The sequence below is a fragment of the Paenibacillus sp. 8b26 genome (assembly GCF_050626875.1).
GTDB lineage: Bacteria > Bacillota > Bacilli > Paenibacillales > Paenibacillaceae > Paenibacillus.
The window spans coordinates 2,299,590-2,313,011 of record NZ_CP192445.1; the positions used below are offsets into that span (position 1 = coordinate 2,299,590).

Genomic DNA, 13,422 nt, shown 5'->3' on the forward strand with positions numbered 1-13,422 from the left:
AGAAATTATAATGTAATGAATTGAAAAGCGAAAGGGAGAACATCCATGACAAGCAGAACCAAAAGGACGATATGGTCGGTTCTAGCCGTGATTATCGTCGCGATTGTCGGATTTGCCGTGTATTATTTTTCATCCATTTATAATCAACTGGACAATCTGCATAAAGAGGGTGCAAACTCCCCATTCAAAAATGTAAAGCAGGTCGATCAGGTGCGCACACCAGACCCGCCCAAGTGGGAAGGTACGGATCCGGTCAACATTTTGCTGATGGGTGTCGATGGTCGTGGTATCCAAAAAGGGGAAGTCCCCCGGTCGGACAGTATGATGGTCGTATCGCTTGATCCCGTCAAGAAAAAGATTCACCTCTTCTCTATTTTGCGTGATACGTACGTGGATATTCCCGGCTACGATAAAAATCGGATTAACACCGCCATTACTCACGGTCCCAACACGGCCATGAAGGCGGCTGGCGACCTGCTGGGGATTCCGGTGCAATATTATGTGTATACCGATTTTCAAGGATTTATTAAGCTGGTGGACGCCGTGGGCGGCATTGATCTTGAAGTGGAGAAGGATATGCACTATACAAGCAATGCGGATAAGCATGAATACGATATTGACTTGAAAAAGGGCATGCAGCATCTGGGCGGCAAAGAGGCGCTTCAATATGTGCGCTTCCGTCATGACGCCATGTCGGACTTCTCCCGGTCGGGACGTCAGCGTGCATTTTTGGAGGCTATAGCACAGAAAATGCAGAGCACGACCTCCATTGCCAATTTGCCGAGCATTTTGCAGCAGGTAAACCCGTTTATTGATACGAATCTTAGTGTCAACGATATGTGGAGACTGGCAAACGTCGGCTACCAAAGCAACTTTGCTGGCAGCGAGCAGGTTCCGCCGATGAAGCTGCTTGGGGAAGAAAATGTAGGCGGCGCGCAGGTTCTTACCGTCCGCGATCCGGAAGAATTGAAAAAGTACGTGCAGGATATATTCAACAATCCTCCTGTACAGACACAGGAACAAAATAAGGATCAAAACAAAACGAAGCAACCGGACAGTGCATCATCGTCCAAGACGGATAAGGCTTCTTTCACGGGTGGCAGCAATACCAGTAGTGATGCTGCTGCCACACAATCGACAACAAAGACAGGACAAAAAGAGCTATAATGATGTATGCAGGGGGCAGCCGTGAACGCTGCCCTTTGGTGTGTGTATATCCTATTTTAATGAACGGAAAGGAAGTTTTGGATGATGAAACGGGAAACCTCCGAAGCATTATATAAAGAAGCACTGGAGCATATTGTCGGGGGCGTAAACAGTCCTTCACGCTCTTTCAAGGCTGTGGGCGGCGGCGCTCCGGTATTTATGAAACGCGCCAAAGGCGCTCATTTTTGGGACGTGGATGATAATCGGTACATTGATTATTTAGCGGCTTACGGCCCTATTATTACCGGACATGCCCACCCTCATATTACCAAGGCCATTAGTGAGGCGGCGGCGAACGGAGTATTGTACGGAACCTCAACGGTATTGGAAATCAAGCTCGCCAAGATGCTAAAGGAAGCCATTCCTTCCATGGACAAGGTCCGGTTTGTGAATTCCGGCACAGAAGCGGTCATGACGACGATCCGTGTTGCACGGGCCTATACGAAGCGAAATAAGATCATCAAATTTGCAGGCTGCTACCACGGTCACTCGGATCTGGTGCTCGTAGCCGCAGGCTCCGGCCCATCCACGCTGGGCATACCTGACAGTGCAGGAATTACGACCAACATTGCGAGCGAGGTTATTACCGTGCCTTTCAATGATCTGGACGCGCTGCGCCAAGCCTTGGAGCGTTGGAGCGACGATGTGGCAGCGGTCATGGTCGAACCGATTGTCGGTAATTTCGGCATGGTGATGCCGCAGCCCGGTTTTCTGGAAGGGCTATGCTCGATGGCACGGGCAAACGGTTCGCTCGTCATCTATGACGAGGTCATTACCGCGTTCCGCTTCCACTATGGCTCCACCCAAACATACGCCGGATTGGACAATCATGATGCGATTCAGCCGGATTTGACCGCGCTGGGTAAAATCATGGGCGGTGGCCTGCCGATCGGTGCCTACGGCGGCAGCAAGCATGTGATGGAGCAGGTTGCTCCACTCGGCCCGGCTTATCAGGCGGGCACTATGGCGGGCAACCCGGCTTCCATCTCATCAGGCATTGCATGTCTTGAAGTACTTCAAGGCGAAGGAGTGTATGAAGAGATGGAACGTCTCGCTGTGAGACTGACGGATGGTATCGCTTCCTCAGCCAAGCGCCATGGCGTGCCATTAACGATTAACCGCATCCGTGGAGCATTCTCCACCCATTTTTGCGATCATCCGATCACGAACTACGATGAGGCGCAGGATACAGACGGCGAAGCGTTCGCTTCCTTCTTCCGTCATATGCTGGATCGCGGCATTCATCTGGCCCCATCGAAGTACGAAGCATGGTTCCTCACAACGGCGCACACAGATGAAGACGTGGATGCTACGCTGGAAGCGGCGGACGATTCTTTCCGTGCGATGGCACAGGGCAAGTAAGCAGATCGGTACGACATGATGGAATCTTGATAGGATAAGGGCCGGAAGCAGCTTTAAGGACTGGGATATCCCACCTTTGAGACTGCCTTCCGGCTTTTTTAATTTGCCAACTGTACCCGTACAGTTGTACATTTTATGGATTGTATCAAATGACACCATCCGGGTATATTGGGAGGAGCAACATGTTGAAATCATTCAGCGCAGGCTAATTAAAAAAAAACGCCTGAGCCATTCATTACGGAGGTTTATCATGCACAGTCGTTCCAAAACTGGAGCCGCCTATTTGGCTGCTCTCAGCTATGCCGCTATACTCGGTTTTTCATTTTTGTTTGTGAAGCTGACGGTCACGGAAGCCAGCCCGCTGGATGTAATCGCCCACCGCTTTGCTTTGTCTTTTATCGCTTTGACGGTTCCGGTAGTGTTGGGCTGGATCAAGATTAACATCACGCGGCGCGATATCCTGCGTATTTTACCGCTGGCCCTGCTCTCGCCTTTAGTGTATTTTCCATTGCAAGCCTTCGGGCTGATGAGCACCTCTTCATCGGAAGGCGGCATTATTCAAGCAACCGTTCCCATCTTCACGCTGCTGCTGGCGTCCTATTTTATTAAAGAGCGGACTACGGTTGTCCAAAAGCTTTCCTTGCTGCTCTCTGTAGCAGGCGTTATTTTTATATTCGTGATGAAAAGCGGAGCGCCGCTGGCTTCGAACAGCTTCGGAGGTATTCTTCTGCTCGTGCTATCTGCGATATGCCTCTCCGGCTATAATGTATTGGCACGTCCATTAACGCAAAAATACAATCCGCTGGAACTAACCTACGTTACCTCCATTCTTGGATGTGTCGTTTTTAACTTGGTGGCACTGGGATATCATACGATAGATGGTTCCTTGAGCGCTTATACCGCCCCACTGGTGAAGCCTGATTACTGGCTGGCGCTGGCCTATCTGGGCATTCTGTCAACGCTTATAACCTCGCTGCTATCGAGCTATGCATTGAAGCGAATTGAGGCGTCCAAAATGAGTGTCATCGGTAATTTGTCCACTCTCATATCCATGATTGCGGGTGCTTACATTTTGAAGGAGCAGCTCGCATACTATCACATTGTCGGGGCCGTTATTATTATTATCGGGGTGTTGGGCACCAATTTTGGAGGTCAGAGAAGCTCCAAGCCGCGAAAAGCATCTGCTGCAAAATCACTAAAAGTGGACTGAAGTAACATAAATGCTCACGGTTTTGACACAAAAAAGATATCCCCGAGCCGGAATAAATGACAGCCCGAGGGTATCTTTTTCAGTTCATCTATTTTACTTAGAATGGTTCACTTGAGATTAAATATCCCGTTCAAGCCAATATCTCAGCCTTCAACCGGGTACGCCATGACGCTCATGAGCGCCAGTTCGGGCTGTGTCGTGTCTAGTCTGCTATATTGCACAATCACCGGTACGTCGCTGGTGACCGTAATCGCATAGGGAATGCCTGCCGGAATCCGTTCACCATCCCTCTCCAAAGAGGCCGTGCGGATATGGCGGGTTCGCCTTCCTTCCACCACCTCGATCAATCCCTCCAGCGGCTCGCGGTCCTCAAAATAGATGTCTATACTCAGCTTGGCCGCACGGGTTCCGCAGTTCAGCACACATATACTCTCATGACTAAGCAGCTCTCCCCGGCTTTCGGGCGGAATATATCCATCGGGGATGACCCAGAATAAGCTGCCCCGCGGCTGGTTTACTTTTTCCTGAGGAAGCTCAGTATTTCCCATGCTATCCGACTCCTCTACCCAAATGGATTCTCCTTGGTACGCAGCAATTGTGCCAGAAACGCAAGAGCCAATCCCTGACCCCAGCCCTGAATGCGTTTGTACGGCACGTTGCGGTAGCCGTCAATATCGTTCATCACGGCGGTTCCAGCGGATACACCCGTCACGGTGCCGTCCTCTTTGATTCGGGAAAGAATACCGTCGATTGCCTTTTGCGTGTATTTGTTAAACAGTCGTCCCTGCATAAGCAAAGCTGTCGCAATGCCTGCGGAGCCCGAGGTTTCCAGATAGGAGGTTTCATCATTCAGCACCGTATGCCACAGCCCTTCCGGGGATTGTAGCTGCACCAGCGCACTGAGCTGATCACGCAGCGAACCGTCGATGATCATATAGGATGGATGCTGCACCTCCACGAATTTCAGCGCCTTTGCCATTGTGAGTGCTGCCCATGAATTTCCCCGCGCCCAGTATATCCCCGACATCCGGCTTTGGTTCGCATGATCCCAGCCGTGATAATACAGATTCGTATCCGGGTCCTGCAAAAATTCCTCATGCCCGTGATATTGACGGATACCGTCCTCCCAATACTCCCGGTTGCCCAGCAGATGGCCGATGCGCAGCAAATAGTAGCCCGCCATAAACATCGTATCCACCCACGCCTGCTGCGGAAATACGTCATGAAGTGAATTCACGGTATGCTGGAAAATGCCGTCGGCAAACCGCTCAGCGTTTTTGGCCAAAAATTCTGCCATCTCGATGGCGATATCAAGGTATTTTTGCTCGCCTGTAGCCTGATACAGCGTCAGCAAGCAGTGTCCCACAGACACACCGTTCACCGAGAGCGGCGGAAGTCCATCCGCAATATTTTCATCGACCCATTCCTTTAATTTGGTCAAATACTCCTCGTTCCCGGTTGCTTCATAGGCTTCACACACCCCGTAAAAGGCCACACCACCAGGCCAATCCCAGCTATAGTGCATTTGAAACGTACGCTCCACCACCCGGTCGATCACCTGTTTAATTTGTTCCTCATCAAAAATCAATGCAGGCATTTCCTCGTCTCCCCCTTTAGTAAGTTTCACGTTAACTGCCTCCTTGACACCTGTTCGAGAACAATCCGTCCGTCTATCGTAAATACATGCGTAAGGGTTGCAAATCCAGCTCCTTCACAGCATCCACCACCATGTCTGCAATACAGACCGCACCGTTCTCATGAAAATGTGTATTATCCTCCAAGCCACTGGAAAAGTTCAAGTATTCACCGGGCAGCAGCCACATAAAAAGCTCTTTGCTTGCCTCGGGACCCAGCCGCTCATATAACTCCTGCGTGCGGGCAGCCAAGTCAATCAGCGGCACGTTCGCCTCTTCCGCCAGTTCACGAACCGCTGTTACATAGTCACCATGTGTGTCGGATAGCGTACCGTCCCCGTTAAAATAACGGCGGTGTACAGGTGTGACCAGCACTGGAGTAGCCTCGTGACTTCTGGCTCCGTCAATGTAGAGGCGCAGATGCTCCTTGTAGGTCGTAAAAGGCTCTGTAGCCCGTTCCGGGTCCGACTTCTGATCATTATGGCCGAACTGGATGAACAGGAAGTCTCCTGCTTTCATTTCAGTCAAAATAACGTCCAGCCGTCCTTCGTCCACGAAGCTTTTAGAGCTTCTTCCCGATACGGCATGATTATCCACGCAGACATCATGCTTGAACAGGGCGGGCAAAGCCTGGCCCCAGCCTGTATACGGATAGCCGGACGCATCCTGATCCGTAACCGTGGAATCTCCGGCCAGGAACAGCCGGACGGTCTGTGGCGCTGGCGTAATCTCCAGCGCATTGAGCCGCGGGGCGGGGCCCGATACGGCGAGGTGCAGCTTGCCGCCCCTGACGGGCACCGCAAACCGGGCCTCTGTGAACTGGCCCGGCAGCGTGTGTAACGGGGGCAGCACATGCTTGCCCTCGCCCGCTTTGAGGCGTGTGAGCGTCTCTGCGAGCGGATCGCCGAGCAGCGCAATGACGAGATACGTCCCGTCCTCCGGTACATCGACGACAAACGCAGCCCCCAGAGGGATGCAAAAGCTGCTTCGCAGCCGTGCGAGCGTATCCTTGGGTGCGGTTACGTCGGACATCCGCCTTTCCCGACCATACACATGGTCTACGTCTTCAAACCCGTAGCCCTGCTCGGCATTATACAGGCAATTCGGGGGTACTCCCGTGTAGCTATCCGCAGGCTCACCCGGACCAAAATCGAACTTCCACATTCCACTCACCTCTCCGCAATAGTCCTTAGCCCTTAGCCCTACCCTATCCCTTCAATCCACTCGTACTCATTCCTTCAACAATCTGCTTCTGGAATGCGAAGAATACAGCAATAACCGGTAGCAAGCTTAAGATGGACATAGCGAACATCCCACCCCAGTTGGAGGCAGACTCGCTGTCGAGGAACATTTTGAGTGCAATAGAAACGGTATATTTCTCCGGCGAGTTCAGATACAGTACCGGACCGAGCAAATCCTCCCATTTCCAGTAGAAAGAGAAGATTGCCGCCGTAGCCAGTGACGATTTAAGCAAGGGCAAAATAATTCGAAAATACAGCCGGAATTTGCCGCATCCATCTATCGTCGCCGCTTCATCCAACTCTGCCGGTATCGTCCGTATAAACTGAACCATCAGGAAGATAAAGAACGGCATTCCGAAAAACGACGGTACTACCAGCGGCAAGATCGTATTGATCCACCCGAGCTTGGTGAAAATAATATATTGCGGTACCAGTACCACATCCCCTGGCAGCATGAGCGTCACCATCATCAGGGCAAACCACAAGTTACGCCCTCTGAATTTCAAACGTGCAAAGCCAAATGCGATCAATGAGGAGGAAAGCACAGCTCCAATCGTCGAAACCACTACAATCGTGAGCGAGTTCATAATGTACGTGCCAAAGTTGTAGCCAGTCGTGCCTTTCCAGCCTGTCACATAGTTTTGCCAAATCCATTCTGTAGGGAAAAGCGAGGATGCCGTGACGAATATCGTCCGACTTTCTTTAAACGAGCTGAACAGCATCCAAAACACGGGATACAGCATCAGGAGCGCCAGGGCAGCGACCAGAATGTGATAAATTGGCCATTTGAACGTTTTCCATGCCATCGGTATCAGCGCCCCTTTTCCGTTTCATAGAATACCCAGTATTTGGAGGATATAAATAATATCGCTGTCAGGATCGCAATCATAATGAGCATGACCCAAGCCATGGCCGCCGCATATCCCATATTGCTGAACATAAACGCCTGCCGGAACAAATACAACGAATGCAGCATCGTTCCATCCATTGGACCGCCCTCGCCCTTGGAAATAACATACGCCGGAACGAAGGTCATAAAGGCACTGATCGTCTGCATAATCAGGTTAAATAGAATAATTGGACTAAGCAGCGGCAGCGTAATACTGAAAAATTTTCGCACTGGCGAAGCACCATCTACGCCGGACGCCTCGTACAATTCAACAGGAATATTCTTCAATCCTGCCAGAAAAATGAGCATGGACGAACCAAATTGCCATACAGACAAGGTGATCAGCATCGTCAGTGAAGCATCCGGATCACCAAACCATTTCACCGGAGTCGCCCCCAGGGTCGAAAGCAGGCTGTTCACAATGCCGTTATTACTGAAAATGTTCCGCCACATAATGGACACCGCAACACTGCCCCCGATAATGGACGGCAGATAATACATCGTCCGATACGTGCCGACCATGCGCGATTTGGTATTCAAAATCATAGCCACGAACAGCGCAAAAATCAGTCGCAGCGGTACGCCAACCAGTACATACGTAAACGTGACTCGGATTGAATTCCAGTATTTCGGGTCGCCTGTGAACATTTTCTCGAAGTTCCCGAGACCAATCCATTTGGGCGGGGTGAACAGATTGTAGCTTGTAAAGGACAGATACAGTGAAATAAACATCGGAATTAACGTAAACGCGAGAAAGCCCACAATAAACGGGCTGATAAACGCATATCCGGTCATATTGGCTTTCAAGCTCTGATGATTTCGCAAGCTCATCAAGCCTCCCTTCTGTTACAATTTCCTAAATAGATTGGATTAAAAATATTACATAATCGTTGTTATGTGTATTTTATTATGATAATACAAAGGTAGCTTATGCAATTTGCTCGTCGGGTTAACCGTACGCAATCAAGCTATGCACTACGCACGGTTAACTTAACGAAACTTGCATTCGCCCAAATGCCAAAGTTGGTTCAGGCACTCAAAGATAAGCTTCCATTGCACTGCCTACTGCTTATTATTCGCAAGAATGGCATTCGCATCTGCGCGGAATTTGACCGCTGCATCCTCAGGTTTCATCTGTCCGAAATTGACCTGCTCAATATAATCGGTCAGCGTTGCAATCACTTCCGGTGATCCAACTGGCGGCGGTGGGCTCATTGGGGAAGCTTTCGGCTCCATGGAAGCCACAAAATCAAACACTTGCTTCGTAGCCTCGCTCAACTCAGGAGCTACAGCTTCCTTTATTTTGGCGGAAATCGGTACGCCCCGTTCGCCTTTAATCAATTTATTGGCTTCCACATCGTTCATCCAGAAATCAATAAACTTGGCCGCTTCATCCTTCACCTGCGAACGGGCAGCGACCGTCCAATACATCGTAGGCTGCATGTAGATACCTTTTTCCATATTCGGCCCAAACATCGGAGCCAGCGCCATTGGGCGGTTAACGACTTGCTGTAAGCCCACATACTGATTGGACCACTGCCAAATGCCGATGCCCGTTCCTTTTACAATATCGGATTCCTCAAGAATACCCTTCGTTTGGTTCATAATTTCAGGAGACGGGGTCGCCCCCTTCTTGATCAGATCAGCCAATCCGCCGAAGAAATCGACAAACAGCTTGTCATTGTCATACCCCAATCCTGTTCCTTCCGCATTGTAGAGGGACTTTCCTTGAGTACGCAAATAGTAATGGAAGAAAATATCGGCAGCCATGGTGCTGTCAAAGTATACTTTATTGGAGCCTGCCTTCAAGGCCAGTTCTTTGTATTGATCCCATGTCCAGTTGTCAGGAATTTTATCTATGCCCGCTTTTTTGAGCAACGCCGGGTCATACTGGAAACCCAGAACATTAACACCTGTTGGAATACCATATTGCTTTCCGGCAATTACGCCGGTTTTGAGTACATTTTCGGTCACATCAGCAACCTGAATTTTTTGATTCAAGTAAGGCGCTAGATCCTCCAGTTGGCCATTCTTCGCATATTGACTAATGTACGAAATGTCCATTTGTACAATATCCGGCAGTTGGTTTGCCGCAGCCTGCGGGGCGAGCTTTTTCCAATAGTCATCAAAAGAGGCGTATTCCACATCAATCGTCACATTCGGATTTTTCTGCTTATACAGGTCGACGACCTTCTGCGTATATTCATGACGCGTATCCGATCCCCACCAAGCGATCCGCAACTTTACCTTCCCGTCTGCACTTGTGCCCGAATTGCCGCCGCCATTTGCTCCGCTGCATGCCGTCGTCAAAACGAGCAGCATAGCTATGATCAGAAACCATCCTTTTTTGCCCACCTATCTCTCCCCTTTTCGCTGTTCTTGAAAGGAGCCGTAATACAAGTGACAACGTATTTACGCTAATTTGATAGCGTTTACATTTGCTCCTGTTGTTATTTTCCCAAAAGCAGCGAAACATTGGAATACACAAATCAGGTTTTCTGGGTTTAAAAAACAGAGGGACTCCATCAGCTCATCCCCGTTCCTGTGATCTAATATACTCCGATGGGGTCATGCCGGCCCATTTTTTGAACACTTGGCTGAAATATTGGGCGTTTCCGCCGAAACCGAACCATTCGGCCAGCTCGAACACCTTCACGTCTCCCGTCTCCCGAATATGCTCTGCTGCACGCTCGATGCGGTAGCGATTGACGTAATGCGAAAAGTTTTCACCCGTCACCTTTTTGAAAATTTTCCCTAAGTAATCGGAATTCATGTACAGCATTTGACCCGCCACTCCGTTCAGTGACAAATCGGATTTTCTGTAGTTTTGCTCGATGATAGTGATCATTTTATCAACGGTGGAGGACTGCCGGGACAAGTTGCTTTTATAGTAGATCGCTGTCATTCGTCCGGCGGCTTCCTGTACGAAAGATTTGAGGCAAGCGAGTGTTTTTTGCTCAGCCAGCACGACCATTCGGCTGGTGAATGCCGCGCGTTCCTCCTCGGGACATATGCGAATCATGGCTGCATACAGTTGCAGCACATAGGAGCGGGTCACGGAAATTTCCAGCTTCATACGGGACAGGATGCCGAATAGCCGATCTATCTCCTGCGCTACCTCCCCCGTATTCCCCGCCTTAATCAGCAGGCCGAACTTCTCTTCGTCCAGCTCCAAGTCTGCCATCTCCCGGGGTTCTTCGGCTGCCAGATCCTCCTTGGTGATCAGACTGCCCTCCCCGGTGTAAAAACGGTGATTCATACAATGAAGCGTCTCCCGATACATCCCGCGTGAATGCTGCATACTATCCGACTCACTAACCGCGACCGTTACCTCCAGCTTGTAAAAGCGACGAAACGTCGCACGCACCGCCTCAATCTGCTTCATCAGCCGTGACGTGTCATCCCCGCTCTCCAGCACGATGAGCAGTTGTCCTTGCATGGTCGTCCCTAGCAATACATCGTCCATTAAATCTGCCGCAATATTTTGCAGCGCAAACAGATGCTCCGGCTCATGGGATTCCTCGACCCGCAGTAGGAGCATCCGAACCTGCTTATCTTGCAGTTCCAGACTGAATAACCGCTCATAAAAAGCGATATCCCGACTGCCGTAAGTTTTATAGGAAATAAACTCTTTCAAAAAATGCTCCTTCACATGAGGCAGCATACGCTGAAAATCAAGCTTCATCCGGTTCACGAACTGCTTGCGTTCATCCTGTTCCTCCCGCTCCTGCCCCAGCTCGGTCAGCGCCTCATGGATTTGCCGCTCGTTGCAGGGCTTCAACAAATAGTGCTTTACCCCGTATTGCATGGCCCGACAGGCATAATCAAAATCCTTATAACCAGACAACAGAATGAAACGAACGTCCGGAAAATGCTCCGTCGTTCTCGCCACCAGTCCGATTCCGTCCAGTCCGGGCATAGAGATATCGCTAATGACAAAATCAGGCGGGCTGGCCTGAATCTGATCATACGCCTCAATCCCATTACGTGCCGTACCGACCAGCCTCGTACCTGCTTTGCCCCAATCTACCACCTGTGATATACCTTCCAAAATCATACGCTCATCATCAACCAGCAGCACCTTGTACATGATCCTGATCCCCTTTCACATATGGAATACAGACATGAATCGACGTTCCTGTTCCTGACTCGCTATGCAGCTCTATGCCCCACGGTGTACCAAACGTCAGGTCAATCCGCTCCTGAATGTTGGCAAGCCCAATACCCTGCCCCCGTGTAGCGACCTGCCCGCTCCGCAGCTGCTCCAAAAAATCCTGAGTCATGCCCGGCCCGTCATCCTCGACCCGCAGCAACAACGCACCTTCTTGCTCCCGGGCAATGATAGCAATCCGACATGGCTCAATTCGCGGCTCCAGCGCGTAATGAATCGCATTCTCTACCAAAGGCTGGAGCGTTAACTTCGGAATTTGCGCGTCCATCAGTTCTTCCGGTACATCCAGATGGAAAACGAGTCGCTCGTCGAAGCGTGTTTTTTGGATCGTTACATAACTTCGCACAATATCCAGCTCTTTTCGAAGTGGAATGAGCTGTTCTTCAAAACTGACGGCACTGCGTAGCAGAAAGGCCAGCGCCTCCACCATTTCCGAAATCCGATCCTGCTTATTCGCCTTGGCGAGCCAGTTCACGGACTCCAGCGTGTTATACAAAAAATGCGGATTAATCTGCGCCTGAAGCGCTTTAAGCTCCGTTTCCCGCAGCAATAGCTGCTTTGCCACATTCTCATTAATCAGCTCACGGATACGGCGGATCATCTTCTTATAGGTACGGTGCAGCAAGCCCACCTCATCCTGTGTGGAAAGCGGAACCGCGCCGAGAGCTTCCTCCTCCAGACGATCCAGATCACCTTTTTCAATTTTACGCATGTTCTGGATTAATTGAACGATCGGCTTCGTAATACTGCCAGATAGTCGGGCCCCCAGTGCCAGCGCGATCAGAAGCATAATGACAAAAATTGCGCTTACAATTTCTTTGATGATCGTAATACTGCGAAACATGTCGTCGAAGGGGGTCATATGCAAATACGTCCAGCCCGTATAGGAGGATTTGGTTTGAGCTGCGAAAAAGGTTCCGCCTGTGTAGGTTGCAATACCATAAGGCTGCTTTCGCCCAAGCTCGGCCTGAATATCGCTGTCACTCAACAGCGGTGTTTCGGGATAGATCATACGTCTTCCATCGGTGATCATTAGCTGTCCGTCACCACCAGAAGTCTGCACACGGTCGGCTACAATCCGGTCAATCCGTACACGAATCGCCAGCGTTCCGAGTCCGTTCAGGGTAAAGTTGGAATCCGTAAAGGATTTGAACTGCCTCGCAGCCAGCAGGGAGGAGTGACCCGCCACATACCATGCATTGGAGCCGTCATATTCGTCTGCCAGCATAGACAGGGTGGAGCGAAGCTCCTGGGGAATGCCCTCGCGGTTGCCCGCACTCATGACTTGCCCCTCTTTGTCGATCACCATCATGGAGTAGATATAGGTTTCAGAGCCTGCGAAGGCGATAAGCCTGTTGGTTATTTTTTTACGCAGCACCATTTTGGCATAAGGTGAGGTTTCCTTTTCCAATTGTAGCAAATACCGCTGAAGCTGCTCATCTGTTGTCACCTTGAAAGTAACTTTTTCAACATCCTTCAGCTCATTTTCAATGCCGATTGAAGAAATGTTGAGTACTTCGGATGTCTTTTTATACATTTGATTATCATAAATATGAAATACGTATTTAAGTATGACTGCAACAACCGCAAAATTAACCAGCATGAGCACCGTAATCAGCAGTACCATTTTATGATGGATTCCGGCATTTTTGAAAGCGTTTTTAAAATAAGTGATCAGTGGATGTCGCCTCCTTCGCTCGTCTGCCTAG

11 protein-coding genes are annotated in these 13,422 nt (G+C 50.1%); 3 read left to right on the top strand and 8 right to left on the bottom strand.

Annotation, left to right across the window (positions count from 1 at the left end; translation table 11 throughout):
• Nucleotides 1-45 precede the first annotated feature (45 nt).
• The 3 genes from ACQ4MX_RS10395 to ACQ4MX_RS10405 all read left to right on the top strand — a co-directional run bounded on the left by ACQ4MX_RS10395 (nucleotide 46) and on the right by ACQ4MX_RS10405 (nucleotide 3,778).
• A complete protein-coding gene (locus tag ACQ4MX_RS10395) occupies nucleotides 46-1,167 on the top strand; it encodes an LCP family protein (RefSeq protein ID WP_431090460.1) in 1,122 nt (373 codons plus the stop codon).
• 84 nt (nucleotides 1,168-1,251) lie between these two features.
• Nucleotides 1,252-2,568, top strand: a complete 1,317-nt coding sequence (locus tag ACQ4MX_RS10400) for a glutamate-1-semialdehyde 2,1-aminomutase (RefSeq protein ID WP_431091298.1) — start codon at nucleotides 1,252-1,254, stop codon at nucleotides 2,566-2,568.
• A gap of 250 nt (nucleotides 2,569-2,818) precedes the next feature.
• On the top strand, nucleotides 2,819-3,778 hold the full coding sequence (locus ACQ4MX_RS10405; protein WP_431090461.1) for a DMT family transporter: 960 nt from the start codon (nucleotides 2,819-2,821) through the stop codon (nucleotides 3,776-3,778).
• A 143-nt stretch (nucleotides 3,779-3,921) separates the two neighbouring features.
• Here ACQ4MX_RS10405 and ACQ4MX_RS10410 read toward each other — a convergent pair whose 3' ends face one another.
• The 8 genes from ACQ4MX_RS10410 to ACQ4MX_RS10445 form a co-directional block, all read right to left on the bottom strand.
• On the bottom strand, nucleotides 3,922-4,326 hold the full coding sequence (locus ACQ4MX_RS10410) for a sensory rhodopsin transducer (RefSeq protein ID WP_431090462.1): 405 nt from the start codon (nucleotides 4,324-4,326) through the stop codon (nucleotides 3,922-3,924).
• A gap of 14 nt (nucleotides 4,327-4,340) precedes the next feature.
• Complete coding sequence (locus tag ACQ4MX_RS10415) at nucleotides 4,341-5,375, bottom strand: glycoside hydrolase family 88/105 protein (protein WP_431091299.1); 1,035 nt, start codon at nucleotides 5,373-5,375, stop codon at nucleotides 4,341-4,343.
• 73 nt (nucleotides 5,376-5,448) lie between these two features.
• On the bottom strand, nucleotides 5,449-6,576 hold the full coding sequence (locus ACQ4MX_RS10420; RefSeq protein ID WP_431090463.1) for a rhamnogalacturonan acetylesterase: 1,128 nt from the start codon (nucleotides 6,574-6,576) through the stop codon (nucleotides 5,449-5,451).
• A 43-nt stretch (nucleotides 6,577-6,619) separates the two neighbouring features.
• Nucleotides 6,620-7,459 (bottom strand): carbohydrate ABC transporter permease, encoded by an 840-nt coding sequence (locus ACQ4MX_RS10425; RefSeq protein WP_431090464.1) that lies wholly within the window; start codon nucleotides 7,457-7,459, stop codon nucleotides 6,620-6,622.
• 5 nt (nucleotides 7,460-7,464) lie between these two features.
• Complete coding sequence (locus ACQ4MX_RS10430; protein WP_431090465.1) at nucleotides 7,465-8,373, bottom strand: carbohydrate ABC transporter permease; 909 nt, start codon at nucleotides 8,371-8,373, stop codon at nucleotides 7,465-7,467.
• Nucleotides 8,374-8,604: 231 nt separating this feature from the next.
• On the bottom strand, nucleotides 8,605-9,897 hold the full coding sequence (locus ACQ4MX_RS10435; RefSeq protein WP_431090466.1) for an ABC transporter substrate-binding protein: 1,293 nt from the start codon (nucleotides 9,895-9,897) through the stop codon (nucleotides 8,605-8,607).
• Between the two features lie 175 nt (nucleotides 9,898-10,072).
• Nucleotides 10,073-11,632: a response regulator transcription factor gene (locus tag ACQ4MX_RS10440; RefSeq protein WP_431090467.1), complete on the bottom strand. Its 1,560-nt coding sequence runs from the start codon at nucleotides 11,630-11,632 to the stop codon at nucleotides 10,073-10,075.
• Entirely contained in the window at nucleotides 11,610-13,340 is a 1,731-nt protein-coding gene (locus ACQ4MX_RS10445) for a sensor histidine kinase (protein WP_431090468.1), read from the bottom strand. Before ACQ4MX_RS10445 ends, ACQ4MX_RS10440 begins: the two co-directional genes overlap by 23 nt.
• Nucleotides 13,341-13,422 lie beyond the last annotated feature (82 nt).